This is a genomic window from Nocardia sp. NPDC056611 (genome assembly GCF_042792755.1).
Lineage (GTDB): Bacteria > Actinomycetota > Actinomycetes > Mycobacteriales > Mycobacteriaceae > Nocardia.
Genome location: NZ_JBHTVV010000011.1, coordinates 49119 through 70404 on the forward strand (window position 1 = coordinate 49119; position 21286 = coordinate 70404).

Annotated in this window: 28 protein-coding genes and 16 tRNA genes; 36 read left to right on the forward strand and 8 right to left on the reverse strand. The window is 60.0% G+C overall.

Features of this window, described 5'->3' with window-relative positions:
* Positions 1-64: 64 nt before the first annotated feature.
* From ACFRAQ_RS34900 to ACFRAQ_RS34930, 7 genes are all read right to left on the reverse strand, one after another.
* Entirely contained in the window at positions 65-1183 is a 1119-nt protein-coding gene (locus ACFRAQ_RS34900; protein WP_379107338.1) for a hypothetical protein, read from the reverse strand.
* Between the two features lie 299 nt (positions 1184-1482).
* Positions 1483-1746, reverse strand: a complete 264-nt coding sequence (locus ACFRAQ_RS34905) for a hypothetical protein (protein WP_379107339.1) — start codon at positions 1744-1746, stop codon at positions 1483-1485.
* A gap of 2 nt (positions 1747-1748) precedes the next feature.
* Positions 1749-2471, reverse strand: coding sequence for a hypothetical protein (locus tag ACFRAQ_RS34910; protein WP_379107340.1), 723 nt, complete (start codon positions 2469-2471; stop codon positions 1749-1751).
* Positions 2472-2581: 110 nt separating this feature from the next.
* The gene (locus ACFRAQ_RS34915; RefSeq protein ID WP_379107341.1) at positions 2582-2821 is read right to left on the reverse strand and encodes a hypothetical protein; all 240 of its coding nucleotides are present in this window, start codon (positions 2819-2821) and stop codon (positions 2582-2584) included.
* Entirely contained in the window at positions 2818-3132 is a 315-nt protein-coding gene (locus tag ACFRAQ_RS34920; protein WP_379107343.1) for a hypothetical protein, read from the reverse strand. Before ACFRAQ_RS34920 ends, ACFRAQ_RS34915 begins: the two co-directional genes overlap by 4 nt.
* A gap of 95 nt (positions 3133-3227) precedes the next feature.
* Positions 3228-3476, reverse strand: a complete 249-nt coding sequence (locus ACFRAQ_RS34925) for a hypothetical protein (RefSeq protein ID WP_379107344.1) — start codon at positions 3474-3476, stop codon at positions 3228-3230.
* Positions 3477-3794: 318 nt separating this feature from the next.
* The gene (locus ACFRAQ_RS34930) at positions 3795-4475 is read right to left on the reverse strand and encodes a hypothetical protein (protein WP_379107346.1); all 681 of its coding nucleotides are present in this window, start codon (positions 4473-4475) and stop codon (positions 3795-3797) included.
* Positions 4476-5825: 1350 nt separating this feature from the next.
* Here ACFRAQ_RS34930 and ACFRAQ_RS34935 point away from each other — a divergent pair.
* Both ACFRAQ_RS34935 and ACFRAQ_RS34940 read left to right on the forward strand, forming a co-directional pair.
* Complete coding sequence (locus ACFRAQ_RS34935) at positions 5826-6512, forward strand: HNH endonuclease (protein WP_379107347.1); 687 nt, start codon at positions 5826-5828, stop codon at positions 6510-6512.
* Between the two features lie 41 nt (positions 6513-6553).
* Positions 6554-6985, forward strand: a complete 432-nt coding sequence (locus tag ACFRAQ_RS34940; RefSeq protein WP_379107348.1) for a hypothetical protein — start codon at positions 6554-6556, stop codon at positions 6983-6985.
* A gap of 34 nt (positions 6986-7019) precedes the next feature.
* Here the strand turns inward: ACFRAQ_RS34940 and ACFRAQ_RS34945 are convergent, their stop codons facing one another.
* Positions 7020-7277, reverse strand: coding sequence for an XRE family transcriptional regulator (locus tag ACFRAQ_RS34945; protein ID WP_379107349.1), 258 nt, complete (start codon positions 7275-7277; stop codon positions 7020-7022).
* Positions 7278-7447: 170 nt separating this feature from the next.
* Between ACFRAQ_RS34945 and ACFRAQ_RS34950 the strand changes: the two genes are divergently transcribed.
* The 34 genes from ACFRAQ_RS34950 (at position 7448) to ACFRAQ_RS35115 (ending at position 21283) form a co-directional block, all read left to right on the forward strand.
* Positions 7448-7687, forward strand: coding sequence for an HNH endonuclease (locus ACFRAQ_RS34950; RefSeq protein WP_379107388.1), 240 nt, complete (start codon positions 7448-7450; stop codon positions 7685-7687).
* Positions 7688-7843: 156 nt separating this feature from the next.
* Positions 7844-7919, forward strand: a tRNA-Met gene (locus ACFRAQ_RS34955).
* A gap of 9 nt (positions 7920-7928) precedes the next feature.
* A tRNA-Trp gene (locus tag ACFRAQ_RS34960) sits at positions 7929-8003 on the forward strand.
* A gap of 64 nt (positions 8004-8067) precedes the next feature.
* Positions 8068-8148, forward strand: a tRNA-Leu gene (locus ACFRAQ_RS34965).
* Between the two features lie 66 nt (positions 8149-8214).
* Positions 8215-8288: transfer RNA gene (locus ACFRAQ_RS34970), tRNA-Gly, on the forward strand.
* A gap of 214 nt (positions 8289-8502) precedes the next feature.
* Positions 8503-8577, forward strand: a tRNA-Pro gene (locus ACFRAQ_RS34975).
* A gap of 68 nt (positions 8578-8645) precedes the next feature.
* A tRNA-Leu gene (locus ACFRAQ_RS34980) sits at positions 8646-8718 on the forward strand.
* Positions 8719-8783: 65 nt separating this feature from the next.
* Positions 8784-8895, forward strand: a tRNA-OTHER gene (locus ACFRAQ_RS34985).
* Positions 8896-8957: 62 nt separating this feature from the next.
* Positions 8958-9029: transfer RNA gene (locus ACFRAQ_RS34990), tRNA-Thr, on the forward strand.
* 153 nt (positions 9030-9182) lie between these two features.
* A tRNA-Val gene (locus ACFRAQ_RS34995) sits at positions 9183-9257 on the forward strand.
* A 34-nt stretch (positions 9258-9291) separates the two neighbouring features.
* Positions 9292-9364: transfer RNA gene (locus ACFRAQ_RS35000), tRNA-Ile, on the forward strand.
* 1 nt (position 9365) lies between these two features.
* Positions 9366-9443: transfer RNA gene (locus ACFRAQ_RS35005), tRNA-Tyr, on the forward strand.
* A 5-nt stretch (positions 9444-9448) separates the two neighbouring features.
* Positions 9449-9521 (forward strand) — tRNA-Lys (locus ACFRAQ_RS35010).
* A gap of 5 nt (positions 9522-9526) precedes the next feature.
* Positions 9527-9599, forward strand: a tRNA-Asn gene (locus ACFRAQ_RS35015).
* Between the two features lie 11 nt (positions 9600-9610).
* Positions 9611-9681 (forward strand) — tRNA-Gln (locus tag ACFRAQ_RS35020).
* 2 nt (positions 9682-9683) lie between these two features.
* Positions 9684-9760: transfer RNA gene (locus tag ACFRAQ_RS35025), tRNA-His, on the forward strand.
* A 4-nt stretch (positions 9761-9764) separates the two neighbouring features.
* Positions 9765-9850 (forward strand) — tRNA-Ser (locus tag ACFRAQ_RS35030).
* Between the two features lie 197 nt (positions 9851-10047).
* Positions 10048-10515 carry a hypothetical protein gene (locus ACFRAQ_RS35035; RefSeq protein WP_379107350.1) on the forward strand — a complete coding sequence of 156 codons (468 nt, stop codon included), beginning with the start codon at positions 10048-10050 and terminating at the stop codon, positions 10513-10515.
* Positions 10516-10524: 9 nt separating this feature from the next.
* Positions 10525-12228 (forward strand): hypothetical protein, encoded by a 1704-nt coding sequence (locus ACFRAQ_RS35040; RefSeq protein WP_379107351.1) that lies wholly within the window; start codon positions 10525-10527, stop codon positions 12226-12228.
* Positions 12229-12237: 9 nt separating this feature from the next.
* A complete protein-coding gene (locus ACFRAQ_RS35045) occupies positions 12238-13821 on the forward strand; it encodes a phage portal protein (protein ID WP_379107352.1) in 1584 nt (527 codons plus the stop codon).
* Positions 13821-14156 carry a hypothetical protein gene (locus ACFRAQ_RS35050; protein ID WP_379107353.1) on the forward strand — a complete coding sequence of 112 codons (336 nt, stop codon included), beginning with the start codon at positions 13821-13823 and terminating at the stop codon, positions 14154-14156. Before ACFRAQ_RS35045 ends, ACFRAQ_RS35050 begins: the two co-directional genes overlap by 1 nt.
* Entirely contained in the window at positions 14153-15205 is a 1053-nt protein-coding gene (locus ACFRAQ_RS35055) for a hypothetical protein (protein ID WP_379107354.1), read from the forward strand. The genes ACFRAQ_RS35050 and ACFRAQ_RS35055 overlap by 4 nt, the downstream gene beginning before the upstream one ends.
* A 57-nt stretch (positions 15206-15262) precedes the next feature.
* A complete protein-coding gene (locus ACFRAQ_RS35060) occupies positions 15263-15943 on the forward strand; it encodes a hypothetical protein (protein ID WP_379107355.1) in 681 nt (226 codons plus the stop codon).
* A 32-nt stretch (positions 15944-15975) separates the two neighbouring features.
* A complete protein-coding gene (locus ACFRAQ_RS35065; RefSeq protein ID WP_379107356.1) occupies positions 15976-16389 on the forward strand; it encodes a head decoration protein in 414 nt (137 codons plus the stop codon).
* 43 nt (positions 16390-16432) lie between these two features.
* Positions 16433-17473: a major capsid protein gene (locus tag ACFRAQ_RS35070; RefSeq protein ID WP_379107357.1), complete on the forward strand. Its 1041-nt coding sequence runs from the start codon at positions 16433-16435 to the stop codon at positions 17471-17473.
* Between the two features lie 110 nt (positions 17474-17583).
* Positions 17584-17847, forward strand: coding sequence for a hypothetical protein (locus tag ACFRAQ_RS35075; protein WP_379107359.1), 264 nt, complete (start codon positions 17584-17586; stop codon positions 17845-17847).
* The gene (locus tag ACFRAQ_RS35080) at positions 17847-18230 is read left to right on the forward strand and encodes a hypothetical protein (protein ID WP_379107360.1); all 384 of its coding nucleotides are present in this window, start codon (positions 17847-17849) and stop codon (positions 18228-18230) included. The genes ACFRAQ_RS35075 and ACFRAQ_RS35080 overlap by 1 nt, the downstream gene beginning before the upstream one ends.
* Before the next feature lies 1 nt (position 18231).
* The gene (locus ACFRAQ_RS35085) at positions 18232-18567 is read left to right on the forward strand and encodes a hypothetical protein (RefSeq protein WP_379107361.1); all 336 of its coding nucleotides are present in this window, start codon (positions 18232-18234) and stop codon (positions 18565-18567) included.
* Positions 18567-19010: a hypothetical protein gene (locus tag ACFRAQ_RS35090; protein WP_379107362.1), complete on the forward strand. Its 444-nt coding sequence runs from the start codon at positions 18567-18569 to the stop codon at positions 19008-19010. Before ACFRAQ_RS35085 ends, ACFRAQ_RS35090 begins: the two co-directional genes overlap by 1 nt.
* Positions 19010-19390: a hypothetical protein gene (locus ACFRAQ_RS35095; protein ID WP_379107363.1), complete on the forward strand. Its 381-nt coding sequence runs from the start codon at positions 19010-19012 to the stop codon at positions 19388-19390. The genes ACFRAQ_RS35090 and ACFRAQ_RS35095 overlap by 1 nt, the downstream gene beginning before the upstream one ends.
* Before the next feature lie 64 nt (positions 19391-19454).
* Positions 19455-20123, forward strand: a complete 669-nt coding sequence (locus ACFRAQ_RS35100) for a hypothetical protein (protein WP_379107364.1) — start codon at positions 19455-19457, stop codon at positions 20121-20123.
* Positions 20124-20219: 96 nt separating this feature from the next.
* Positions 20220-20408, forward strand: a complete 189-nt coding sequence (locus ACFRAQ_RS35105) for a hypothetical protein (RefSeq protein ID WP_379107365.1) — start codon at positions 20220-20222, stop codon at positions 20406-20408.
* Between the two features lie 33 nt (positions 20409-20441).
* Positions 20442-20819, forward strand: coding sequence for a hypothetical protein (locus tag ACFRAQ_RS35110; RefSeq protein ID WP_379107366.1), 378 nt, complete (start codon positions 20442-20444; stop codon positions 20817-20819).
* Positions 20820-20977: 158 nt separating this feature from the next.
* Complete coding sequence (locus tag ACFRAQ_RS35115) at positions 20978-21283, forward strand: hypothetical protein (protein ID WP_379107367.1); 306 nt, start codon at positions 20978-20980, stop codon at positions 21281-21283.
* The last annotated feature ends 3 nt before the right edge of the window (positions 21284-21286 follow it).

The window sequence follows — 21286 nt, forward strand, 5'->3', positions numbered from 1 at the left end:
TTCCAGTTGATCGGGCAACACTCACCGCGAAATGAGTGCTCCCCGGATACTGGACATCCGCCACCTAGGACGGAAGGCGAATCGGCATCAACAACACACGCTCCGAATCCCACGAAAAGAAGCCCGGACGCGACGGCGTGCTGAACCGCCATTCCACCTTCGCACCCTTCGGGACCGCACCCAGAATCGCCGCCAGCTTCTCAGCCGAGAACTTGATGACCAACGGGTTATCGCATTCCAGGGCCGCCACATCGAGCGTCATCTCCGAGAACTGCGACTCATGGGAATGGCCGACCGCCTTCACCCCCGCGCCATCGATATGGAGATACATGGTGCTCGCAATACCCTTCGGCATCGCCTTCGCAGCCTTCAGCAACGCCGCCGGATCGAACGTGAACGCAATCGACGCAGAATCCACGAACCCCATCAACGACTGCCACTTCGGGAACTCAGAATCGAGCTGCCGCGCCGACAGCGTGCAGTCATCCGACTCAAACCACACCGTGCCATCCAGGCTCACCGACACCAGCACGTCACCCGCCTTACCGGCGCGCTTCGCGAAGTGATGGAACGGTAGACCCGGCACCAACAACCCAACCTCATCGCGTACAGGGAACGCGTTCACCGCCTCCGTGACAGCCAGGCTGAACCGGTCCGTCGTGACCGCCCGCACCTCCAGCCCCGCACACTCCAGGCGGACACCCGTCAGCATCGGCAACGTGTCATCCGTGCCGACCGACGTAGCCGTCACCGAACCCATACGCGCCAGATCAGCGCCCGACAGAATCGCAGCCAGCTTCCCATCCGGCACCGGATGCTTGACCATGTCCGACCGCGCCTCATCCCCAGCGAGCGACACATTCACGGCCACACCACCCGCCGAAATGGTCAGCGCCTCACCATCCACCGTGAACGTCCCGACACCCTTACCGCCCGCAGCCTTCACAGCGTCCGCGAGTGCCTTGATGTTCACAGCGAACGAGACATCGTCACCCTCGGCCGCCATGCGCGTAGTCACGGCAGTCTCAAAGTCCGGATAGAAACTCACCGCCGCCACACCATCGCCGACCATCACGGCCAGCAACTCCAACGCCGGAACCATCGCGTACCGGAAACCAGTCGCCCGCCGAATGAACAGCAGATCACCCGCCAACACCTTCAAATCAGCAGTAAAAGTAGCCATGAGTAGTTCTCCTTCTCGAGGATTCAGGCCCGGCGCAGATACGCGGGCACATGACCGAAGTTGTTGTGGTAATTGCAGACCGGGCCATAGTTCGGAATCATCTCAACCCATTTCCTCCGGCAATCGCCATAATCGCATTCATCATCGAGCTTGCAGAAGCCGCAACGACAATCGTGAGCATCCCGGCAATACGCGAGTCTCATTGATACCAACCCTCCCGAGGTTCACCCAACGCCACATATGACGCGGTGGACAGCGCACAGACAAGCTGTGCGCCACCAGTGCAGCCACACTGCGACCTACCACTCCGACTTGCAGATCTCGCACAACTCGTAATTCGGGTTGTCCTTCAGCTCACGCTTAGGCAACCCAACCCAACCCTCAGTGAGAAACTTCTGCGGCACGGCCAACCCCTTATCGTGCCGATACAGATCGCCTTTCCACCATGTCCAAACGCGGCCGAAACGGTCAGTGATGTCCGCATGCTCGGCACGCTCCAGCGCGGCCAGTTCAGCCCGCGCCGCCCGCCAATCCGCGATCATGGAGGCAACAACGTTGCTCATGATCACGCCACCTTCGCCACGGACGCCACGATCACGGACTCGAGCACCTTCGCGAACGCGTCATGATCCACCGACCACGAATCGCCCTCAAACTCCGGGTGATCGTTCTCGTAGAACTGGCCGAGCGCCGCATGGAACAGCGCAGACTCCTGTTCCACGGTGGCGTCCCACCAAATTTCAACGGCGGCGTCACTCAGCTTGTCGACGCACTCACCCCTCACGAACGAATCCCAATCGTGGTCGATGGTCTCCTCTTCGATCTCCGCCCGCGTATCCGAATCGTCGATGTAGCCGGTTTCGATCAGGCGGTAAACGTCGTCCGCCAGCGCCTGATCCACTTCGGTGCCCAACGCATCCCCCGGCCCATCGAACACCAGCACGTACAGGCTGGCGGAATGCAGCGTCGAAATACGCTCCGTCTGGTAGCTCTCCGACATGTACCGGGCGTTCACCTCATTCGTGATGGAACCCTGCCCGGTCCGATCATCGTGGACCGTGTTCGGAATCTCCACATACACCTTGATCTGCCGCGCATCGGAATCCATGTAAGCGATGGCCTCCAGGAAATCATCACCATCCGCGACGCCGTACTTCTTCGCAACAGCATCCCACCCGAACAGCGGCTCGTAACGGTAGTGAACCGACCCGCCACCCGACGACAGATGGAACTGCATACCGTCGTGCACGTGATCCGCCAACTCCGCAATGAACTGATAGCCGTACATTCCGAAACCTTTCCCGAGGTTCACGCAAGAGCCCTAGCTCATGCATAGGGCAACCCTCCGCCACCGTCCAGGAAACGGAACAGCGACTGAGAGTTACCCGCGTGCAGTCTCTAGATATTCAGTGCGATCACATGACGCTCGATCTCGACTTCATCCGTGGCACGCTTGATCACACGCAGAAACGTGCGATCCTCGCTCAGCTCCGTACGGAACTCGTCGTTCCGGTAGTAGATGGCACCGGAGAACAGCGCTTGCCTGCACTCACCCAACGTGCCGCGACCCAACTCCTTGCCAGGCCCGAACATGTCAGCAGGCATCACGACAGCATGCGTCGCCATATGCTCAGTCACGCGACCACCAAGTGAACCCACTGCGACCACGGACGCGGCGCACCCTTCTGATTCACCAACAGCCCGTTGTCCAGCAACCCCACCAAGCCACCGAACCGACGCGCCGAACGCAACAGCGTCCGCTTATCCCGCGCGAACAGATTCAACGCCTGGCACTTCGGCAACGGATGCTCGAAAATCCGAACCTCACCCTGCGGCGTCACCTCACACTGCACCACCATGAACTTGCGCAGATCAACCGGCTTCCGCCAATCAACCCGACCGCCATCCATCACCGGCACGCCATCACGCACCAACACAGCATTGGACATGAGAAAACCTTTCCCGAGGTTCACAAACAGTCGACATTCAATCGACTAGTCAGCCAGGCCGCACACAAAGCGCGACCAAGGCCCACCTAACCGACTCAAATCAACGTCAGGACGAAAACGGTGTAGATCCGGCCCTCGGAGAACACCGACAGAGAAGCACTCCACTCTGTTTCGACCAGCTCGAATTCGATACCAGCCGAACCCACCACCTCAGCGAGACCCACCAGCCGCGCATACAAGTCCCCGTAAGTGCCCACCCACAAATCCAGGTGAACCTCATTCACGCGCCCCGGAGCATGAACCGCGAACAACTGAAACGCATTCTTATCCAACACAACAGCCATGATGAAACCTTTCCCGAGATTCCACGAAACCAACGGTCACCCAGTTGGCAAGGGATCACACGCGCCCCGAAAAGCGCATGTGATCGGCCAGCCCACTAGCTAACTAATCCGACGCGATGCAATGGTCATAAACAAAGCTCCCGCCATCAGCCGTATCAAACCCACCCAGCCCGTCAAGAACCGCCGAAGGGTAACGCCGCAACACCGCCTGCTCAGGAGTCTCACGATTCCGCCGAATGATCACCGCATCCGGCGACTCACCAAACGCACGCCGAACAACAACAACAGCAATGGGAGACTTAGCCACAACAGACCCTCTCACTTCCGGCCGGACATGATGTCCGACACCTGCGCCGCACGATTGCGGCCAATGACAGTTGACAGACCATGCCCACGGTTCAAATCCTGCACCTGCGCCTTAACCAGCACGCCCGCCGAATCGAACTGCACAGCAATAGACACAATTCCAGCCCGGAAATCAGTCACCCGCCCGTAACGACGGTCGCCCGAATCCTTTTGCTTCCGTGTCGAAATATCGGCATTCTCACGCACCGACACCGACCAACCCGACCGCTCAGCGATTGCCCGGAGAAACGCCTCATCCGAGACAGACTCCACCTGCGAACGCAAACGGAAAGGCACCGACCGCAAGAAATCCGCGAACTCGACACCCTTGGCCAGACGGCGACCCAAATCCGCGTAATGCATCGCGTCACGCTGAATCGTCGGGAACTCACCCGGCAACTCCATATTTGAACCAGACTTGTCCACGCCGCACTTGACGCAATAGCCCGGCCGAATCTGCGACTCCATCAGGCGACCCTGATACTCGCCGCCGCCAATGTAATTGCCCGGAGACAGTAGCCGACCGCAACGCGCACAGTTATCCTGCGCCTCACGCCTGATACCCAGCTGTCCCTTATTGCCCTTAGTGAACATGCCGACCGTATCGACATGAGCGCGGACGTTCCGCATTTCGTTAGGCATGAAGTCATGCATAATTGATCTCCCTTTTGTTTCTCGGAATATCAGAACATTGGTAGTCGGACAGGGATTCGCACCCTACCAGCGAGCCACAACCCGCGAGCCGCACTAAACGCGTCCGACCGAATAGAACAAGAAAATAGAAAAGAGTGAATGACGTTGCTTTCCCTTGGCGGGACCTACCGCCGTCGTTTCACCACATAGCCCCCGAGCATTGCACTCGAAACATTGGTGGCTTCAGTCGTATCTTCACGTCACCCCACACGCACAGAACTCGCAACCATTCACCCCCGCCGCAACCTCAACAACCCAACATCGACCAGCCGAACGGATAACCGCCGGACAATCGAACGCTGGCGCATATCGGGCGCAAACGAAACGCACTACGCAACCCGTCCGCCTGCACAAAGCAGACTCGCGAATCACTCACGTAAGGCATAGAAGCAAGGTCCATGCAACGCACCCCTCCATGCACTGGCTACAGGCTCCGGATACCGAGACAAGTCATCGATATAAACCCAGTTCACCCAGCCAATTGGGACATGGTGCAAAGCAGTATTGAATTATCAAGCAACGCTTTTCCATCGCAACACCTCCACAGCACCCCGGCCTATTGGTGTCCCGATCACAGATTCCCCGCCCTGTTAGGCGCAACGACATTCACCGCTGTCGTCAAGCGGAAGTGAACGGCGAACCGTTCCGCGCCCCCAAGAAGGGGAAGAAGCGCTTGCCTCACGGGGAGAACCGGGGAAGCTCGAGAGCCTCAGAACCCTTGCCCCGCTGCCGGTCTGTCCGGCGGCATGGCACAAGTAAACACTAGGTGATGACGAGCTGTCAACACCTAGTGCAACACCGCAGGTCAGGCACCGTTTATCGACCACCATGGAACCCCCGAAAGCGGCCCACCAGCGCACCCTGGAGACCCACCTGCGCCCGACCGTCGGCAGGCTGCCCCCACCGCGCCCGCTCGCGTCACGCGCCCGCCCCCGTGCGCCCGCCTACGTGCGCCCGTGCGCCCGCAGCGCGCCCCCGCCCGTACCCGTGCGCCCCCACGCGCCCGCGCGCCAGTCACGCGCCCGCTGGCGCGAACCCCTTGCGGCCCGGCCGGTCATGTGGTATCCGCGCGCGCCCGATTCAACATCCGCGCGCCCGCGTGCCCACCCGCGCGCAGCTGGGCCGACCAGGGCAAATGCAAAACCATAGGCCGGGGCACCTCCCTGGCCTGCCCCTTCGCCGCATCGGGTCACTCTGTAAAACGTTGCAGATACCACACCTAAGGGTCTTTTGTTACCAATCCGTGATCTTTGACCCTGAGTGTGGTAGGCTCAACTCTCACAACTGAATACAACTGAATAGGGCAGGCAAATGGCCGAGTCGGTAGACGACATCTGCGGGTACTGTGCGCACTGCAACGCTCCCCTCCGGCGAAAGACGAAGCGCGGCGTACCGCCAAAGTACTGCCCGACCCGATGCAGGCAGGCTGCGGACTACCTCCGAGTCAAGGCCGATGGCCGGTACGAAGCCCGGCTGGCGGCGGCGCGAAAATCACCTGTCGAGAAGTCTTGCGGAATCTGCGGAGCAGGATTCGCCTCGTCCAACGCTCACACGAAGTTCTGCTCCAAGAACTGCTATCGAATCCACGTCGCGCGCAAAGAGCGGGACAACTACTGGTCGGACCCGGCTTATCGGGAGCATCGGCTCGGCTACTTCCGGAGCTACAACGGAGACCAGCGGCCGACGAAGGGCGCTCATCGAGCGAAGCGCCGTGGCGCACCACGAGGCACGGCGTTCAGGAGTGTCGATGTCTTCGAGCGTGACGGTTGGATCTGCTATCTCTGCGAGACGCCGATCGATCCGGCCGCGCCGAAGCATTCCGGTCTTGAGCCTCAGGTCGACCATGTTGTTCCGCTGGCACGTGGTGGCGTTCATAGGTTCGAGAATGTTCGCGCAGCTCACGCGTACTGCAATGGCCACAAGAACGCGAGGCTACTCAGCGAGTTGGACTTGCCCCTAACTCTCCCGGCGGCTCTACTCGCAGCCACCTCCGCTTAGTCCTCCCACAACTTCATACCAACTGAATAGAGGTCGCCCCGATGGCCGACGCCGTCTCGTCCCCGCAGGTCAGCAAGGCTCGCAGCAAGCTCGGAAAGGCTTGGGAGACAAGGGATTACGAGTCGTTCCTGGCGGAGGTTCGACTTCGGACGTGGCAGTGGGACACATGCCATATGTGGGCGCAGAAGCAGAAGAAGGGCTATCCGCTCGTGAAGATCGCGGGGCGATGGAAGCCTGTTCACCGCCTGGTCGCCGAGGCGCAGGCGGGGCAGCCGCTCGGGGCACTCTCGGCGCACCATGCGTGCGGCCGTTCCCTGTGTGTGAACCCGGACCACCTCGGGTCAGTGACGCATGCAGAGAACGTGGGGGAGATGCTGGCGCGGCGTTCGTATCTCGCGCGCATCGAGGAGTTGGAGTCGGCGGTCCGGGCGATGGCACCGGACCATGAGGTGTTGAACCGGGTGGCGGCCTAGCGTGCCGTCACAGTGACGTTTTGGGCTGGGGTTCTTAGGCGGCGCTGGTTCGCGGCTTTACGGTGAGTTCCACTTCCAGCCCGAGCTTGTCGGCGTATTCGATGAGTTTGCTGAGGGAGAGCTTCCCGACTTGGTGGGAGGTGACGCGATGGTAGGCGGCGCGGCTGATGCCAAGTTCGCGGGCTACGTCCACGTCGGGGAGCTTCCGTTGGCGTCCGGCGTCGGTGATGGCGGAGGCGAGCAGGTGTCGGATGTTCGCGTCCTGCTGGTTCATGTCCTGTCGCTCGGTCATGTAGCGATTGTATACTCCTAGTGTTTACGGAGGCAACTCGGCAATCATCTATGCATGTGCATGTTTCTGCGAGATCCTTGCGGGTGCAGTGGTGTCGATGGGTTGGGGTGTGCGTGGTGTGGTCGGGTTCTGGCCGGTCGGTCGAGTTTCTGCGGAATCGTCCGCTGGTGATGGTGCGGGACGGGCGGCGGTGTCAGCTTCGGCTGGCGGGCTGCGTCGGTGCCGCGACGGAGGTCGATCATCGGTCGGGGGTTGCGTTCGGCGGCTCGGATCGGATGGAGAACCTTCAGGCCGTGTGTGCGCCGTGTCATCGGGTGAAGACGCAGGAGGAGGCTCGTGAGGGTTCTCGTCGGCGTCGAGCTGCTGCGGTCCATGTTGATCACAAACGGAAACATCCGGGGTTGCTATGAATGTTGCAGATTTGGTTGAGATTGCTGGTTGTGTTGTGAAGATCCTCGGCCTGCTGTTGCCGATGCTGGGTATGTAGGAAATCCGCAGGAAGGGCCGCGTGAGGTAATCATCTTGCGCGGTCCTTTTTACGTACTAATCTTCGTGTTGTAAGGCATTGCGGTGTAGAGAAGCTCGGCCCATCTCGCTTGGTTCATACCCAAGAGACCGTCAGTTCGAATCTGACCTCCGCAACTCACGCATAGGGATGTAGCTCAATTGGCAGAGCGGCGGTCTCCAAAACCGCGTCCGTTGTAGGTTCAAGTCCTGCCATCCTTGCATGAGGTAGGGGTGCGTCTACCTGTCCGTGTGTCTGAGGGACGGATGAAAACAACGCATGCTTGGCCTGGTGGCGTAATGGCAGCCGCGCCCGTCTCAAAAGCGGGTGCCTTAGGGCGTGAGGGTTCGAGTCCCTCCTGGGCTACAAGGTGACGAACAAGAGTCGTCACACCCGCCGGTTTCGTGGCCTTCGGGCTCCTCCGGCGGTTTTGGGGATGTAGTGTTAGCGGTTTAACACGTCAGCCTTCCAAGCTGAAATGCTGGGTTCGAATCCCAGTATCCTCACGTTGGCATTTTGGAGTAAGCGCCACACATCGGCGCGTAGGTTACGTATCGGCTAGCAGGTGCGTTCTCGAAAACTCAACTCGCATGACGCGGGGAGATGGGGTGAAGTCCTCAAATGCCTCCTAGCCACCCAGACTTCGGGAGCTGGGAGCCCTAGTTGGTGGGGCTGCAAAATAAGACCGGCCGTCTTGGGTGCGACGTTAAAAGGCCACAACTGGATGTAGCTCAGTCAGGTCAGAGTGTCCGCCTTGGGAGCGGAAAGCCGGAGGTTCAAATCCTCCCATCCAGACTTGCTTGTTTTCGCGCGGATGCATACGTGCGAGAGACCCTGGGAGTAGCTAACTCGGGGGAGCAATCGTGGTAGTCGTCTAGCGGCCGAAGGCACCGGGGCCAAATTCCGGAGACGCCGGTTCAAATCCGGCCTACTACACGGACAGGGCCAACGGATGGAGCCGTTGGGGTAACCGGGTGCAGCAGCATCCGTCCCTGTACCCACGGGTTATAGCTCAGATGGGTAGAGCGTCCGAACGGCAGACAACAGCGTGTAAGTCGCCATGCGTGCTTCGCACTGTTCGGAAGGCCCCTGGTTCGAGTCCAGGTAATCCGGCTTTGCGGTCCTTCGCCAGAGAGGCGTTGGGGCAACAGGGGCATGCACTCCCCGCCGCATTTGCTTCTTTAGCTTATCCGGCAAAGCAGCTGTCTAGTAAACAGCAGTGCCCAGTTCGAGGCTGGGAAGAAGCTCTAGGCGAGACTGCATGGTGCAGTGCCTGGGTTGATCACCCAGCTTTGCTTAAGGGTTCGATTCCCTTCCGCCTCCCACGGCCGGTGTGTAGCCGAAGTGACTTAGGTCAAATCGCACCCGGAGTTGCCAGACCTCCGTCAACAAAGGGATAACGGGCTGTAGCTCAATGGGAGAGCAGCTGTTTTACACGCAGTAGGTTCCAGGTTCGAGTCCTGGTGGCCCGACCAGTGCCCTTATTCCGAGGCCGAAATCGGAGTACTTGCCTTTGTAGCTCAGTGGTAAGAGCGCCGCCCTGATAAGGCGGGGGTCGGAAGTTCGATTCTTCCTGAAGGCACTCGGGTATCCGCATGGCGCGGGAGCGGCCTGTAAAGCCGTGGCCATTGGCATCGTGGGTTCGATTCCCTCTACCCGGACTTTTGCCTCCGTAGCTCAGTGGTTAGAGCTGCCGACTCTTAATCGGCGGGCCGTTGGTTCGATCCCAACCGGGGGTACTCATTGGCTCGTAGCTCAATAGGTCGAGTGGCGGATTGTTACTCCGCAAGATGCAGGTTCGAGTCCTGCCGAGTCAGCTGTATTTATGTCCCCTGTCGGCTAATGGCAGGCCGCCTGATTCTGGATCAGGTAATCAAGGTTCGAATCCTTGCAGGGGAGCTGTGGCCTAAGCCGAAGTGGACGAGGTTCCGCGTTGTGATCGCGGAGGAAGTCGGTTCGAGTCCGACAGGTCACCCCAACTTGGAGAGTGAGCCGCGATTGGTCGCGGGACCGCCTTGAAAGCGGCACGGGCGCGCGAGCGCCAGGGGTTCGATTCCTCCGCTCTCCGCGACCGTGGGTTTGCGCATTACACGAGAGACGGTAGGAGATGCGCGCACTGGAAGACAAACCGGTGAGGGAGCCGGAACCCGTTGCTAGCGGTGTTGAGCCTTCGGGCTTGGGATTCGAGTTCTCTGTCTTCCGCAACGTACGGCACGCCGACAGGCGACTGGACGGAACACGAACCCGACAGGGAGACAACTGAATATGGCTGGACGACGACCGGGGGCGGCCCCGAAACAGCCGCACGAGCGAGCGCGTACGAACAAAGACTCAATCATCGGTGGCGACGGCTGGACTGAGCTGACCGACGAACCGTTTGACGGCGATATTCCGCCGATCCCGGAGTGGATCGATGTCGGTAGCCGTGGGCGGGCGATCTACGAGGAGCTGGCGCGTTTGCCGCAGGCTCGCACGTATGGTCCGGGTACTTGGTTGACGCTGCACATGACTTTGCCGCTGATTGAGCGGTATTTGAGCCGTCCTGGCTCGGAGAACTTCAAGGCGATCACGTCGACCCTTGGGGCCGCGCTCAGCCTGACTGAGCTGGATATGCAGCGTGCCCGTATCCGCGTGAAGCCGGTTGAGGACGAGCTGGATGAGGCTGTGGCGGGGGAGAAGGTCGTCCCGATGGCGGCGGCTCGGCGTGCCCGGCTGTTGAACTCTGGGTCGTAGTGGGCCGGTATGCCGCATGACGTTATCCGGCTTCCTCAACATGATCGGGCACTCTCGCTGGGTTGGCTGGCGATTGAGTGGATTGAGGCGCTGACGATTCACGGTTCCGGCGATATCGCTGGCGAGCCGGTCACCCTCGTCGATGAGTACGCAGCTTTTGTTGTGGACTTGTATGCGCTCGAGCAGGACGGTTCACGCCTGTATGACGCTGGCTTCCTGTCGCGTCCGAAGGGTTGTGCGAAGTCCGAGGTCGCCGCGCTCATAGGTCTTTTCGACTGCCTGGGACCTTCGCGGTTCGATCGGTGGGCTGAGGGCGGCGAGGTGTTCGTCTGTCCGTTCGGTACTGGATTCACGTACACGTACTCGCCGGGCGATCCGATCGGAAAGCGGGTCAATTCTCCCGAGGTGCGTTGTTGCGCAACGGAAGAGGACCAGTCGGGGCTCGTTTACGACACGATGTACGTCAATTGCACGGACGGCCCGCTGGCTGCTGCGATGGACCACAAGGACTCTGCTGGCCTCACGCGCATTCTTTTGCCGGGTGGCGGCGAGATCAAGCCTTCGACCGCGTCTTCGAGTTCGAAAGATGGCGGCAAGGAGACTCTGGTGATCTTTGACGAGTCCCATTTGTATAACCGGCCTGAGCTGAAGCAGATGCACAAGACGCTGGTCCGCAACCTGCGTAAGCGCCGGAAGTCGGCTGGCACGTTCTATCTCGAGACCACGACCATGTACAACCCCGGTGAAGAGTCGGTCGCCGAGGACACGTACCAGGTTGTTGAGGATTATCGGCTCGGCAAGTTGAAGAAGCCGACGCGTACCCTTCTCGATCACCGCTACGGCGATATCACTCCGGATGACCTGGAGGACGAGGAGAAGATCCGTGCGGCGCTGAAGGATTCGTACGGCGATTGCGCGGCCTGGAATGATATCGACGGCTATGTGGACGCGATCCTCGATCCGCGTACGGATGTCGCTGACTCGTTCCGTTATTGGTTCAACGCGAGGCACAGCGCTGAGGGCGCGTGGATCGTGAAATACCAGTGGGATTCGTGCGGCCCGGAAGTTCAGCCGATCAAGCCTGTGAGCGAGAAGGACGTTATCGTTCTCGGTTTCGACGGTTCCCGTAAGCGCCGCCGTGGCGTCACGGACTCGACGGCGGTGGTTGCTTGCCGCGTCTCGGATGGCCTGGTGTGGCCGATCAAAATCTGGGAGCAGGACCCCGGCCAGTTCTATAAGGAGGGCTGGGAGGTGCCTGAGCATGACGTGCAGGCGGCTGTTCAGCGTGCGTTCCGGGATTACCGGGTTGTCGGCTTCTACGCGGACCCGGCGAAGTGGGAGACCGTCGTCGCTGGGTGGGAAGCGAAGTATGGCCCGCATCTGAAGGTGAAGTCGACGGCGTCGCATCCGATCGAGTGGTGGATGACTGGCGACCGGGCCTACAAGTCAGTGAAGGCGCTCGAGGAGTTTGAGAACGCGGTGCTGGATCAGCAGATGCGGCACACGGGAGATCTCCAACTGTCGGCGCACATCCTGAATGCCCGCCGACGCTCGACGACTAAGGGCATCCAGATCATGAAGGAAAAGCCTGACAGCCCGCACAAGATTGACGCTGCTGTTGCGGCGACTCTTGCGTGGCAGTGCCGCCTTGATGCGGTGGCGAAGGGTATTGGGCTTCCGCGTAAACCTCGCGCTGTTGTGCGCGTTCGATAGGTGGCTGGTATGGCAACTAATCCTACTGATGTGTCGGCTTCTTGGCAGCCGGAGCAGTGGTTTGAGTTTTTGATGAAGCGTTTCGATGAGAAGTTCACGGAGAAGCGGCATGCTTCGACGGCGAATACTCCGAAGACGAGGCGTGAGCGACTGGACTTGTTCTGGTCGTACTACATTGGTGATCCTCCGTTGCCGAATGTGCAGGAGAAGTATCAGGACACGTTCCGTGAGGTGTTGCGTAAGGCTCGCAACAATTATGCCGCTATGTCTGTCGATGTGATGACTGACAAGAGCGTTCTGACGGGTGTTCTGACTGATGCTGAGTCGGATGTGGATGGCGACGATATCGCCCGCCAGATCGGCGAGGAGTCGGGTTGGGAGGCGATGCAACGCGACCTCCAGACGTACATGTATCTGTTCGGCGAAAGCTACGCGTTGGTGATTCCGCCGCTCGAGGGTGTGCCGGACGCGATGCCGATGATCACGGCTGAGAACCCGCGCTTCGCGCTGGGTATCCCTGATCCGTTGAATCCGCGTCATCTGAAGGCGTTCGTGAAGATCACCAACGACGTGATCAATGACCAGCAGGTCGGGCACCTGTTCGTGAACTCGGTGCAGTATGAGTTCCGGCGTGACGTGGGCATGTACACGAACAACTTCACGATCGATGAGTGGCAGGTCGTGAATCAGACGTCGCTGGCGAATATCGAAATCTTCGGTGGTGTCCCGGCTGTGCGGTTTGACAACAAGTTCGGTTTGGGTGAGTTTGAGCCGAATATCGATTTGCTGGACCGCATCATGGATGGGGTTTTGCAGCGGATCGTCATTCAGTGGTACCAGTCGTTCCGTCAGCGTGCCGTGAAGGGCGATCTCGATGGGGGAGCGGACTTTTCGGACCCGGAGGAGGATCTGGGTAACTTCATTCGGCGTGTGGCCGACACTGACATTCAGGATCTGTTCACGGCCGATCCGGGTGCGCTCTGGCTGGTGCCGGAGGGTGTCGACTTCTGGGAGTCGCAGCAGGCCGAGCTGACGCCGCTGCTGACCGCGATCCGCGACGACGTGAAGGAGTTCGCGGCGTCGACCCGGACTCCTCTGCATGTGATCACCCCGGATGCTGCGAATGGTTCGGCCGAGGGTGCGTCGCTGATGCGAGAAACTTTGGAGGACAAGGTTTCTGATCGTCAGTCGCGTATGACGGCTCCATGGATTCTGACGTGGAAGCTGGCGTTCACTCTCGCGGGCCAGGCGAATCGAATCAAGGGTGTGAAGCTGCTGTGGCGGCCGATCGCGAAGGACGGTATCGCGCAGCAGGCCGAGGCGGTCGCGAAGACGAAGGGCGTGGTCTCTCGGAAGCGGCAGGTCATCAAGTTCATGGCCTTCACCCCGGAAGAGGCGAAGCTCAATGAGGCTGAGCTGATGCAGGAGATGTTGGCGGCGCAGGCGTTCGCTATCCCTGCCGGTGGTGCCACGACCGGCCAGGCCGGGCAGCCGCAGCAGCAGGGCCAGGGCCAGCAGCAGGCGTCGGCTCCGGCCGGGCAGCAGTCGGCTAGCCAGTCCAGCGGCTCCGCGCAGCCGGGTAAGGCGGCGTGATGACCGGGAGTCTCTCTGACGGCTACCACACCTTCGATGAGCTTTACGAGTACCGAATGCTCTACAACGCATTGCTGTTCAATGAGTGGGCGGCGCAGGGCAAGTACGACGTGCACAAGTCGGTCCGCCACTCTGATGGATCGGTGTGCTTCGACGGTGGTTGGTTTGTCGTGGTGGCGCAACTTCCTACCGGGCAGGTCAGCAATCACTACCCGATTCCTGACTGGTACAAGTTCCGCGTCCCGATCCGCAGTACCGCCGCCGAATGGGATGGGCACAGCCCGGCTGACGTGGCTGAGCGTATGCGTCGGCACTTGGAGGAGACGAAGTCATGACTTCGGCGTTGCTGGGGATGGTGCAGGCCAAGGCGCGGCAGCGAAATGCGTTGGAGGAGCTGCTCGAGGAGCGGTTGGCGGCCTGGTGGCGGATGACCGATCCTTACGACGACGACCAGATCGCGTACTTCACTGAGCAGGCTATTCCGTTGATGGAGACGGCTCAGCAGGCAATCGTGTCTCTGACGACGGCCGGTCAGATGATGTATATGCAAGAGCTGGGCGTGGATTTGAACGGGTTCGTCCCGGATGTGCCTCCTGAGGTGCGGACGTTTCCGCATGGGGTGGTGGGGCAGTTCGGGAAGCCTGTTCAGGTGTCGGCGAATGGTCGGCGGTCAGAGCGTTTGGCGGTGTCGGAGCCGTTTCAGCGTCCTGCGCGGCAGTTGCGTGCTGAGGTGGCCGAGGGGAAGCCATTCGATAATGCTCTTGCAAAGTCGGCGGAGCGTGTGAAAATCATCGCAGGGACCAATCTCGCGTTGGCTGCCCGTGAAGCTGAAATGCAGATCATGCAGGAAGCGAAGCGGCAGAACAGCACGGTTATTGGGTATCGGCGCGTCATTCACCCAGAGTTCAGTGTTTCTGGTTCTTGTGGCTTGTGTGTCGCCGCGTCGGATCGCATTTACACGGTGAAAGATCTGAAGGCGATTCACACCCATTGCCATTGCGAAACTATGGCGGTAACCCGTACGGATGATCCGGGTCGAGACTTGAACGAGAACGACCTGAAAAGCCTGTATCAGGATGCGACGAGCACGTACGCCTCAGATTTGAAGCGTACTCGGTACAAGGTGGATTCGCACGGAGAGTTGCAGGCCGTATTGGTTCCGAAGAAGCGTGGACAGGATGTTCTGCGCACAAAGGCTTACACTGCTCCGCCGGATTTGGATGAGTTCCAGCGGCAGTACGAGATTGCGCAACGGCAGTTGCCGTTGTTCCGCAAGATTCTCGCCCAGACGCGTGCTGATGGCTTCGATGACAATTCGAATCCAGTGAAGTACCAGACCGCACAGATTGCCCGCTTTGAAGGGATTCTGAGCGGCAACAAGTAGATCGAAGTCCGGCATGGCCTTCGGCGAAATCGTATGACCCGACAGGGAAAACTAAATATGCCATCTGAGCAGAACCCCAGCGAAGTTGTGACCGAGGTCGTTACTCCGGAACCCGACAAGGTCCCTGACGCACCGAAGACACCCGAAGGCGGCGAAAGCGGCGCGAAGGTGAACGAGTTCGGATTCCCGGACGAAACCCCGCTGGCGGAGATGACCACCGAACAGCAGCTCGCGTACTGGAAGCACAAGTCGCGCAAGCACGAGGACGCCGCGAAGGGCAAGAGTCCGGCAGCGGAGGTTCAGAAGCTGAACGACCGCATTGCGGAGTTGGAGCGAGAGAAGCTCTCTGACGATCAGCGTGTTCAGGCTGATGCTATCGAGGCCGCGAAGGCTGAGGCGGCGCAGAAGGCGCGTGAGGAGTTGCTTCCGCAGTTGCGGGAGGCGCAGCTGCGCGGCTACGCCAGCATCGTTTTGACTGATCAGAAGAAGCTGGATCGCTGGCTGGGCACCACGAATGCGGGTGCGTTCCTCGGTGAGGATGGCGAGCTGGACGGCTCGAAGGTCGTCGAGTATCTGCGGGACATGTACGGCGTTGCCGAGGAGAAGGAAAAGACTCCTCCACCGAATGGCCAGCGGCACCCGAATTGGGGCCAGGGCCAGGGCGGCGGGACGCAGCTCAAGCGCGGCGATCATGGCCGTAGTGAGGCTGCCCGGCGTTACGGCAAGCCGAAGGAATAAGTCAATAGTGTTTTCCCTGAAGGGGATTTGATATGGCGAATATTGTTGTGCGGCCGACTGGTACTCGGTACGGCGACGCTCGGGTTTGGGTCCTGTGGGATCAGTCGGAGCAGCGCGGCCGAGTGAATATCACTTTGGATATGACCAAGTTTACCGCCGGGACTCATTACCCGAAGGGCTATCTGCCTTCCGGCATGGTGCTGGGGAAGATCACTCAGGCGGGCGCGAGCCAGGGCCTGTATGGACCGTACGACGCTGCCGCGACTGATGGCCGTCAGAATGCTGCGGGCTTCCTGTGGAACACCTTCTCGCCGACTGATTTGGCTGGGAAGGAAGCGGCTCCATTGTGGGTTGGTGTCGGCCTGATCAAGGAGTCGAAGCTTCCGTCGAATTCTGGCCTGGATTCGGCTGCCAAGACTGCGCTCAGCTGGTTCAAGTTCTTCTGAGCTGTCCGGCTTCCGGTCTTTATAACTGAATATAGGAGTTTCCATGGCTTTGGTATTTGACGGCCCATTGGTGCCGGATGACACCACTTTCTTCGCTCGCGAGGTTCCGACCCCGAATGAGCACAAGCTGGCGAATTGGCTGCCGGATAAGATGGTGACCGAGCAGACTATTCGCCTGGCGAATGTCACTCGCGTGAACCGTACCGCGCAGTTCCGAACTTTCGATGGCTCGATCCCGCAGCTCGAGCGGGATACCTTCACCACTCGCGAAGTGGATCTGCTGCCGATCTCGGTGCAGGGCATGAAGGGTGAGCTTGAGCGCCTCCAGCTGGAGAAGATGCGACAGCAGGGTGGCGCGGTCGATGCGATTGTGCAGGCCATTTACGACGACATCGAGGCGGGCGTCAAGGCGATCCGTAATCGTGTCGAGGTGGCTCGTGGTGAGCTGTTGACCACTGGCAAGATGACTTTGAACGAGAACGGCGTGTCGCTGACTGCCGACTACCAGGTGCCCAGCGGCAACTTCGTTGCGCCGACTACCTTGTGGTCGGATGTGGCGAACGCCAAGGTGGTTACCGATATCACTTCGTGGATCGAGTACTACACCACCGTCAACGGTTTCGCGCCGGGCGGAATGATTATCTCGCGCAAGACCGCTGGCTATTTGCAGCGCAATGCCGAGTTCAAGTCGTACGCGAATCAGGTGGCGTCGGGTACTCCGCAGATCGTTTCGCGGTCTGTCGTGAACAACGTGCTCGACGACTTCAACCTGCCGGGCATTGCGGATGTCTATGACACTGTGATCAACGTCCAGGGAACTGACACTCGTGTCATCCCTGAGGGCAAGGTTATCTTCTTGCCGCCGAATCCTTCGGATCTGGGCTATGTGGCTTGGGGCATCACCGCTACGGCGATGGAGCTGATGAGCGCGCAGCAGACCGATATGAGCTTCTCGTCTTCGCCGGGTCTGGTTGGCGTTGTAACCAAGAGCGGCCCTCCGTACAAGGAATCCACGTTCGTCGACAGCCTTTTGTTGCCTGTGCTTCAGAAGCCTGAGGCGCTGATGGTGGCGACCGTCGCCTGACGCTGGGTATTCATCTAGCCGGGGCCTCTCGGTCGTGGTCTGCTATTCGCAGATCATCGATTGATGCCCCGGCGTGGTGAGGATTCCCCGCCGATACTGGGAAATAGGTTATGTCACAACTGAATACGTATGTGCATGTGCAGGACGACCGCATGGTCACGCACATCTTCGGTCCTGACGATCAGGTGCCGGAATGGGCGGTGAAGGCGATCAGCAATCCCGCTGTCTGGGCTGATCGCGACGAGTATCCGTCTGTCGGGCCGTCGTCAGATGCTGTTGCCGAAGTGAAGTCGGAGCCGGATGTCCCGGTGGCCTACAGCGAGCCGCAGCCACCTCGGCGCGGACGTAAGCCTGCCGCGAAGGACGCTGTGTAGTGGGTGTTTTCGCGACTTCCACTGATGTTGCCGACCGGTTCGGCAGTGAGCTGTCGCCGGATCAGGTGAAGCTGGTCGACGCGCGCATCGCTGATGCTGAGGCGCTGCTGATGACTGAGGTTCCCGCCCTGTCCGCTGGCACCAGCGGTCTGCCAGCAATCACGCTGGCTAATGCGAAGCGCGTGGTGTGCGACGCGGTATTGAGGCCGTTGCGGAATCCCGCTGGCCTGTTGTCGGAACGGTCTGGCCCTTTCGAGGTTCAGTTCCGGGCGTCGGCGATGGGCGAGGAAGTGTATTTCACGCCAGACCAGCTCGCGCTGTTCCGGCGGAAGCGTCGGGTCGGCGTGATCGGTGTCAGTGGCCCGAGCTGGCTGGCGGTGTGACGTGCTGAAGGGCGAGACCGTTACCATCCTGCGTCGGGCGTCACGTGACAGGTTCGGCGACACCTCCCATGATGCGCACCACGAGGAACGGAATGTTCTTCTGTCCCGGTCTGGGACGCGGACCGAAACCACCTCGCAGGCATCGGATTTCAGGGACGCGATCGTCGATGACGTGACCGCCTACTTCCGGCCGGGTGCGGATGTGCTGGCGTCGGATCAGATCGAGTTGCCCGGCGGCGGCGTGTACGCGGTCGAGGGCAAGCCGCAGCGTTGGAAATCGCCAGGCCCCGGTGGGGCGTCCGGTGTCGTGGTTGTGCTGAGGCAGGTGAGTGGCTGATGGCGGAACCGAAGAACACATTCGAGTATTACGGCACCAAGTCGAAGAATGGCTGGACGAATCCAGCTATCGCCGCGCTGCTGGTGGGGCCGAAGATGCGCGGGACGGTGCAGCGGGTTGGCGTGAAGGCCGCTGGACTGTGGCAGGCTCGAGCGCCGCGCCGGTCTGGCGAGTTGGCGAGTTCGGCTGTTGTGTCGATCCGGGTCATGGATGCCAGCGACGGACCTTTGGGTTCGGTGTCGCCTCGATGGGCGGCTGATGTGGAAGCGAAGGCCCCGTATTCGGCGTCCGTGGAATTCGGTCGCCGGAACTGGAAGGGCATGGCAGCCAAGGACACTCCGCGCAACCTGACGAAGGCCGGGACGGTCCGTAAGCGGAAGCCTGGCAAGACCAAGGCGTCGCACACGTGGCGCGAAATCATCCGGATCATGGAGGCGAGCTGATGTCGTTTCCTGACGCGGAGCTGGTGTGCATGGGCCTGCTGGACGACCTCGGCTACACGTGCACCGGGCTACCCTCAGCTGAGGAGTGGCCAAATCTGTTGCCCATCATCGCCATTCGCCGCACCGGCGGCGGGATCGACATCAACGGCATCACGGATCGAGCGATGGTCTCGGTTGTGGTGATCGACTCGACGCGGCCGAAGGCGTGGGAGACGGCCGGGGCGGTTCGGGACCGCCTGCGATACGCAGGGGCCACCGAGGTTGACGGGGTGCTGATCGACACCACGGAAGAGATCGTCGGCAATAACCAGGAGTGGGATATCGATGTCGATGACCGGTTCGTGGATATGCAGTTCTGGGTGACGTTCCGGGAAACCTGATCCCGGCTAGGTGACGCCGTTTTTTGCGGCGGATGTGCTTTTACAACTGAATATAGGAGTTCCAATGCCAGGTATTGATCTGGATACCCTGCGGGATCTGAAGAAGAAGCTGGTTCTGAAGCCGCTGGCTGGCGCGGTTCTGATTGCGCCGATGGCCACTGCGCTGCCGACCACTTATTTCACTGGCACGGCCAGCGACCTGACTGATTTGAAGACCGCTGGATTCAAGAGCGTTGGCCATATCAGCAAGGAAAACGCGCCGACCTTCACCCCGGAAACGGAAACGAAGGATATCGAGGCGTGGGGTCTGCTGGAGCCAGCTCGCACCGACATCATCTCGCGTAAGACCACTATCAAGTGGACCGGCGAGGAAACTCACAAGACCAACCTCGAGCTGTACCACAACCTCGACCTGTCGAACGTGAAGTACGACGCGACTACCGGCGAGACTGCTTTCGCGGACCCGACTGCGCCGGATACCGTGTATCACCGCGCGATTTTCGTTTCCGTTGATGGTGTGGGCGCGAACCGTATTTGGATCATCAAGGAAGTTCCGAAGTTCACTGTCACTTCGGTGGGTGAGCAGAAGTGGAACATGGATTCCGCGATCGAGTATGACATCACTGGTCGGGCGTTTATTGACGACGACGCCGGTTACGCGATCAAGACCATCTTTGGTGGTCCGGGCTGGAAGTCGGTTGCGACTTCTGCTGGCTTTGTCGCTGGCCCTTAGTCTTTGAGACTCCGTCCGGCCGCATGTTTCCTCCCCGAATGTGCGGCCGGGCGGCTTCCAGTGTTTTTCGGGGAGTTCTGCTCTGGAGGATTTGAAATGTCTGCTGTCGTGTTCCCGGTGACCGTTGTGTCTCCGGATAAGCGTGAAGCGAAGGCCCATAACCCGGTCGAGTTGAATAATCTTGTGGCCCACGGTTATGTGGTCAAGACTGTTCCTAGCGCACCTGTGAGTGCACCTGAACCGCCTGCTAAGGCGTCTGCCGCTGCTGAACCGCGCGGCAAGTAAATCAACATCTACAACTGAATATAGGGGAAATCTATGGCTGCCAAGAGGGTGACCAAGCCGGTGTCTCGCTGGGAGGCGCTGAAGCGTGAGGCGAAGCGGGATTACGCCGCGCCGACTCCGTATGTGTTCGATGGCGTGAATCCTCCGATCGAAATCACCGCACCCGACAGCCTGGAGCGTTCGCTGGCGCTGGCGTCGATGCTGGATTCGCGTGGCGGGATCGCTATCCGCGATCTGGAGCCGCTGATTCTGGCGTTGGTTGGCCGCGAAGCTTTCACTCAGATCTGGGATGCCATTCGCGATGAGCCTGTCGAGGTCGCTATGGCTTTGATCGAGGACATCAACAAGCATTTCGATGCCGTCCCCGACGCTGAGGCCGATGATCTGCCGGGGGGCGAGTCGGCCTCATAACGCTCGTTTGTGAGCATTATGGGGCCATCGAGTGGGATCTTCTCCACTACTGGAATGTGGACCTCTTGGATTTCTTCCGGGGGGTCCATTCCTGGCCGCGTCTCTACCGGTTCCTTCAGCGTCTGCCGCCTGGCTCGCAGTATAAGGCGGAGTTGGATATGGATGAGGGTTTGGCCAACCATATTCTCGATGTCCGCGAAGTGCAAGATCCGCATGGCGAAGAGAAGGTTAGTTCTGACGGTTTGCCGTTGATGACTTCGTCTGCTGGATATTCGATTGATTCTTACCTGCTGTTGTCCGTGTGTGACCTTTTGCAGCAGTTGATTACCACCTTGATTGCGGTGAATGGTACGTCGCCGCCAAGAGTGAAGCCGATGCAGCGGCCTGTGAGCGCGCTCGATCGGGCAAAGGCAACACGTGAGCGGTCAGCGGTCGACGAGACCCTGGCGGATTTGGGTTTCTAGGGA

Coding starts and splice junctions, on each gene's coding strand:
- ACFRAQ_RS35090 (WP_379107362.1), top strand. CDS start 18,567: ATGGCGGAACCGAAGAACACATTCGAGTATTACGGCACCAAGTCGAAG.
- ACFRAQ_RS35070 (WP_379107357.1), top strand. CDS start 16,433: ATGGCTTTGGTATTTGACGGCCCATTGGTGCCGGATGACACCACTTTC.
- ACFRAQ_RS35110 (WP_379107366.1), top strand. CDS start 20,442: ATGGCTGCCAAGAGGGTGACCAAGCCGGTGTCTCGCTGGGAGGCGCTG.
- ACFRAQ_RS35105 (WP_379107365.1), top strand. CDS start 20,220: ATGTCTGCTGTCGTGTTCCCGGTGACCGTTGTGTCTCCGGATAAGCGT.
- ACFRAQ_RS34950 (WP_379107388.1), top strand. CDS start 7,448: ATGGTGCGGGACGGGCGGCGGTGTCAGCTTCGGCTGGCGGGCTGCGTC.
- ACFRAQ_RS35060 (WP_379107355.1), top strand. CDS start 15,263: ATGCCATCTGAGCAGAACCCCAGCGAAGTTGTGACCGAGGTCGTTACT.
- ACFRAQ_RS35050 (WP_379107353.1), top strand. CDS start 13,821: ATGACCGGGAGTCTCTCTGACGGCTACCACACCTTCGATGAGCTTTAC.
- ACFRAQ_RS35045 (WP_379107352.1), top strand. CDS start 12,238: ATGGCAACTAATCCTACTGATGTGTCGGCTTCTTGGCAGCCGGAGCAG.
- ACFRAQ_RS35065 (WP_379107356.1), top strand. CDS start 15,976: ATGGCGAATATTGTTGTGCGGCCGACTGGTACTCGGTACGGCGACGCT.
- ACFRAQ_RS35040 (WP_379107351.1), top strand. CDS start 10,525: ATGCCGCATGACGTTATCCGGCTTCCTCAACATGATCGGGCACTCTCG.
- ACFRAQ_RS35035 (WP_379107350.1), top strand. CDS start 10,048: ATGGCTGGACGACGACCGGGGGCGGCCCCGAAACAGCCGCACGAGCGA.
- ACFRAQ_RS35095 (WP_379107363.1), top strand. CDS start 19,010: ATGTCGTTTCCTGACGCGGAGCTGGTGTGCATGGGCCTGCTGGACGAC.
- ACFRAQ_RS35055 (WP_379107354.1), top strand. CDS start 14,153: ATGACTTCGGCGTTGCTGGGGATGGTGCAGGCCAAGGCGCGGCAGCGA.
- ACFRAQ_RS35075 (WP_379107359.1), top strand. CDS start 17,584: ATGTCACAACTGAATACGTATGTGCATGTGCAGGACGACCGCATGGTC.
- ACFRAQ_RS34930 (WP_379107346.1), bottom strand. CDS start 4,475: ATGCATGACTTCATGCCTAACGAAATGCGGAACGTCCGCGCTCATGTC.
- ACFRAQ_RS34920 (WP_379107343.1), bottom strand. CDS start 3,132: ATGTCCAATGCTGTGTTGGTGCGTGATGGCGTGCCGGTGATGGATGGC.
- ACFRAQ_RS34945 (WP_379107349.1), bottom strand. CDS start 7,277: ATGACCGAGCGACAGGACATGAACCAGCAGGACGCGAACATCCGACAC.
- ACFRAQ_RS34925 (WP_379107344.1), bottom strand. CDS start 3,476: ATGGCTGTTGTGTTGGATAAGAATGCGTTTCAGTTGTTCGCGGTTCAT.
- ACFRAQ_RS34940 (WP_379107348.1), top strand. CDS start 6,554: ATGGCCGACGCCGTCTCGTCCCCGCAGGTCAGCAAGGCTCGCAGCAAG.
- ACFRAQ_RS34910 (WP_379107340.1), bottom strand. CDS start 2,471: ATGTACGGCTATCAGTTCATTGCGGAGTTGGCGGATCACGTGCACGAC.
- ACFRAQ_RS35115 (WP_379107367.1), top strand. CDS start 20,978: ATGGATGAGGGTTTGGCCAACCATATTCTCGATGTCCGCGAAGTGCAA.
- ACFRAQ_RS35100 (WP_379107364.1), top strand. CDS start 19,455: ATGCCAGGTATTGATCTGGATACCCTGCGGGATCTGAAGAAGAAGCTG.
- ACFRAQ_RS34900 (WP_379107338.1), bottom strand. CDS start 1,183: ATGGCTACTTTTACTGCTGATTTGAAGGTGTTGGCGGGTGATCTGCTG.
- ACFRAQ_RS34905 (WP_379107339.1), bottom strand. CDS start 1,746: ATGAGCAACGTTGTTGCCTCCATGATCGCGGATTGGCGGGCGGCGCGG.
- ACFRAQ_RS34935 (WP_379107347.1), top strand. CDS start 5,826: ATGGCCGAGTCGGTAGACGACATCTGCGGGTACTGTGCGCACTGCAAC.